General features: G+C 67.0%; 3 protein-coding genes. 1 reads left to right on the top strand and 2 read right to left on the bottom strand.

Annotated features, from left to right (window positions below):
• Window position 1: 1 nt before the first annotated feature.
• Together ACFXGJ_RS24115 and ACFXGJ_RS24110 are read right to left on the bottom strand one after the other, a co-directional pair.
• A complete protein-coding gene (locus ACFXGJ_RS24115; RefSeq protein ID WP_378625785.1) occupies window positions 2-895 on the bottom strand; it encodes an oxygenase MpaB family protein in 894 nt (297 codons plus the stop codon).
• A 6-nt stretch (window positions 896-901) separates the two neighbouring features.
• Entirely contained in the window at window positions 902-2,458 is a 1,557-nt protein-coding gene (locus ACFXGJ_RS24110; protein ID WP_378625784.1) for an aldehyde dehydrogenase family protein, read from the bottom strand.
• Between the two features lie 224 nt (window positions 2,459-2,682).
• Between ACFXGJ_RS24110 and ACFXGJ_RS24105 the strand changes: the two genes are divergently transcribed.
• Entirely contained in the window at window positions 2,683-3,828 is a 1,146-nt protein-coding gene (locus ACFXGJ_RS24105; RefSeq protein ID WP_378625783.1) for an acyl-CoA dehydrogenase family protein, read from the top strand.
• Window positions 3,829-3,853 lie beyond the last annotated feature (25 nt).

The following is a 3,853-nucleotide window of genomic DNA, read 5'->3' as shown; positions in this document are numbered from 1 at the left end:
GTCAGTGGCGGCCGTGGTCCGACTCGACGCCGAGATCGCTGGGGCGGTACCCGACCGGGTACCCGGGGTAGGTCCGGTTGCCCGGTTGGTGGGCCGCCTTCGACTTGGCTCGCCGAGGGAACAGCACCAACGCCTTGGCGCGTCCGACAAGTGCGGCGTCGGCCGCGGACCTGATCCACGCCGGTGCCGCACGGAAACCGAAGGCCGAGAGCATCATCGGGTCGAGCATGGCGTTGACGCCGACCCCCACCGCGGGCCGGACCACTCGCGGAAACCAGGAGCAGAACAGGTCCCGCGTGTAGGTCCCGATCGCGTGATTGTCGTCGGTGTACCGGAAGTGGTCGCGCTCGAACTCCATCTTGAAGCGATGCAGCTCCTGGAAGTCGTCCGGAATCTCCCGAATTCCCATGCGCAGTCCCACCTCTCGATAGAAGTGGAATGCGGCGAGCCGCTCGTGCGGATGCAGTCTGCGCCAGCCGTACCGATCGATCCAGTCCAACGGCTCGTAGATGAAGGTGGTGAGCACGTACAGCATGTCGGCGTTGTCGATCTCGTATTTGCCGTGCATCCGGTTGACCATCCGCAACGACTCGCGTCCACGCGGCGAGTCGTAGCCGTGCTCGATCAGCTCGGCCATCAGCAGGGAGGTGTCGTCGTACCGTTTCTGCGGCCGCTTCTCGAACTCCCCGGTCTTGCGCAACAGCGCCGAGATCGTCGGGACGCAGTACGTCCGGAACAGGGCGAGCTCGAGCGAACGGGTGTAGTCCCAGGGAAATTCGAGCCCGGCGGTGATCCGGTGGATCTCCTGGTGGTCGGCCACCGGGTCGAGCTTCTCGATGTGGCGCAGCCAGCCGTACCGGCCACGCGGCACCGGGCCCCCGTCGGTCAGCAGCATCGTCGATCACTTCCGTCCGTGGCGGGTGCGCAGCAGCCAGGCCGCGATCTTCATGTCCCGGGCGTTGCGCTCCATCGTGAGCAGGTTCAGCGGCGCCTTGTACTTCTGGCGCGTCACCGATTTGGCGCGGCTGAACTCGCGGAGTCCGTCTGCGCCGTGGATGCGGCCGAAGCCGGACTCCCCCACCCCACCGAACGGCAACGCGGGAACTCCGGCGAAGCCGAGGACAGAGTTGACGGTCACCACCCCGGAACGCAGGCGTTCGGCCGCGGCCATCGCCCGCCCCCGATTGCCGGTGAACACCGATGCGCCGAGTCCGTACCCGGAGGCGTTGGCCTTGGCCACTCCGTCGTCGAGATCGGTCATCCGGTTGATCACGACGGTCGGACCGAAGGTCTCATCGGTGACGGCGCTGCTGCCCTCGGGGACATCGGTGAGGATGATCGGCTCGACGTAGGGCGCGCGCACCGACTCGGGTCCGCCGAGGACCACGCTCGCTCCCTTGGCGAGGGCGTCCGCCACCTGCTCCGCCACCACCTCGGTCTGCCTGCCGAGCGTCATCGGCCCGTAGGAATCGCCGGCCCCGCCGCCGATCCTCAGGCGCTTGGCCTTGTCCGTCACCTTCTGCACGAACGTGTCGAACACCTTGTCCGCAACGTAGATTCGCTCCACACCCACGCAGGTCTGCCCGGCGTTGCCCATCGCGCCGAACACGGCGAAGCTCGAAGCCTGCTCGAGGTCGGCGTCGGCGTCCACGAGCATCGCGTCCTTGCCGCCACACTCCGCAACGATCGGGGTGAGGGTCTCGGCGCAGGTGGCCATGACCTTCTTCGCGGTCGGGGTGGACCCGGTGAACGCGATCTTGTCCACGCCGGACCGGCACAGCGCGGTCCCGGTGGCCCCGAACCCGGTGATCACCTGCAGCACGGGCTGGTTCGGCACCAGCCCGTTCCACTTGTCCGCGATCCAGGCGGCGACACCCGGGGTGAGCTCGCTCGGTTTGAACACCACCGCGTTACCGGCAGCGAGGGCGTAGGAGATCGATCCCATCGGGGTGTACAGCGGGTAGTTCCACGGGCCGATCACGCCCACCACACCGAGGGGCTGGTACCGGACGGTTGCCTCCTGGTTGGCGCTGACCAGGCCTGCCGGGACCTTCCTGGTTCCGAGTACCTTGCCCGCCTTCTTCGACGCCCAGTCCAGGTGCTCGACCGCAAGCATCACCTCGAGCAGGGCGTCGTCCGCGGGCTTTCCCGTCTCGGCCGAGATGACCGCGGCCAGCGATGCGGCATCGGAAGCGATCGCTTTCTTCCAACTCTGCAACCAGCCCTTCCGACCGTCGAAACCGATGTCGGACCACCACTGGGCCGCGCCGCGGGCCCGTTCGACCACCCTCGCCACCTCGTCCGTATCGGCCACCGGGTAGCTCCCGAGCACCTCGCCCGTACGCGGGTCGAGCGATTCGACCACCGACCGTTCGGCGTCCGCGCCCCCCTGCGGAGCGGACGCCGAACTCTCGGTGGTCGCGGTCTCGCTCGACTGTGTGGTGGACCGCTGGGGCATTGCTGACTCCTCCATTGTCTGTGGCTCGGTCTCCGGCGACGTTCCGCCAACCTGAACCCTGGCCGAGCGACCCGAATCCGTCCACTGATCGCATCACATATATTTGATTTGCTGTAGCGTGGTGGGCATCACAGTAGGCCGTGCGACACCGGTCGGCAAGACCCCCACGCGGCGTGAACCCCAACCGACACGAGCTGTATCGACCCGACCGATGGAGATCACAGATGAGCGTTGAGTTCAGCACCGAACAGCGGGCGTTCGCCCAGGCAGTGGCCGACTTCTGCAAGCGGGAAGCCGGCACCCGAGAAAAGCGCGACCAGCTGACCGACCGCGGCACGCACAATCACAACCAGGGCCTCTACGAGAAGATGGCCGAACTGGGCTGGCTGGGACTGACCATCCCCGAGGCGTACGGCGGGTCCGAAGCGACCATGGTCGACATGTGCATCCTGCTCGAGGAGACCGCCCGCGGGATGGCCCCGATCGGCGCCATCGGACCGACCTTGATCACCGGCGGGGCGTACGAGAGGTTCGGCACCTCCGAGCAGAAGGACACCGTGCTACGCGGCATCGTTCGTGGTGCGTCGCAATCGATCTCGATGTCCGAGCCAGAGGCCGGATCCGACGTCGGCAACCTGAGCACCAAGGCCGAGAGAACTGCGGACGGCTGGGTGATCAACGGCCAGAAGACCTGGTGCTCGAACGCACACATCTCGGAGAACATCCTGCTGGTCGCACGCACCAGCCGGGGCGAGAGCAAGCACGAGGGCCTGACGATGTTCCACGTCCCCGCCGATACCGCCGGCCTGAAGATCAGCCCGATCGAACTGATGGGCGGCCAGAAGGAGACCAACGACCTCTTCTTCACCGACTGCGTGCTGCCCGCCGATGCGGTCGTCGGTGAGGTCGGCGGCGGCTGGCGCCAGCTGATGACCGGCCTGAACTTCGAGCGGCTGATCCTCTCGGCGATGATCCTCGGCACCGCGGAGCGTGCGTTCGCGGACACGCTAGGGTTCATCACCCAGCGCAAACAGTTCGGCCGGCCCATCGGCACCTTCCAGGCGTTGCGCCACCGGATGGCCGACCTCGCCACCGAGATCGAGTGCACCAAGCTGCTGGTCTACAGCGTCGCCCGGGAGGCGGACGCCAACCCGCACAAGATGCTGGCCCGCGAGGCCTCGATGGCCAAACTGAAGGCGACCGAAACCGCCAAGCGCGTCGCACTCGAGGGAATGCAGATGATGGGCGGATACGGCTACGCGGCCGAGTTCGACATGGAGCGACACGTCCGCGCCACCCTGGTGTCGACCATCTTCGGCGGCACCAGCGAGATCCAGCGCGACATCATCGGCAAGACCTTCGGACTGTGACCTGGCCGGCCGCGCGGTCCCGCCC

Origin of the sequence: Rhodococcus sp. NPDC059234 (genome assembly GCF_042754225.1) — a bacterium.
Classification (GTDB): domain Bacteria; phylum Actinomycetota; class Actinomycetes; order Mycobacteriales; family Mycobacteriaceae; genus Rhodococcus_G.
The sequence above is the reverse complement of the archived record's forward strand: the minus strand, read 5'-3'. Positions and strand labels throughout refer to the sequence as shown.

What these genes read in the sequence shown, in the direction of transcription:
- ACFXGJ_RS24115 (WP_378625785.1), bottom strand. Translation starts at nt 895, where the DNA reads ATGCTGCTGACCGACGGGGGCCCGGTGCCGCGTGGCCGGTACGGCTGG.
- ACFXGJ_RS24110 (WP_378625784.1), bottom strand. Translation starts at nt 2,458, where the DNA reads ATGCCCCAGCGGTCCACCACACAGTCGAGCGAGACCGCGACCACCGAG.
- ACFXGJ_RS24105 (WP_378625783.1), top strand. Translation starts at nt 2,683, where the DNA reads ATGAGCGTTGAGTTCAGCACCGAACAGCGGGCGTTCGCCCAGGCAGTG.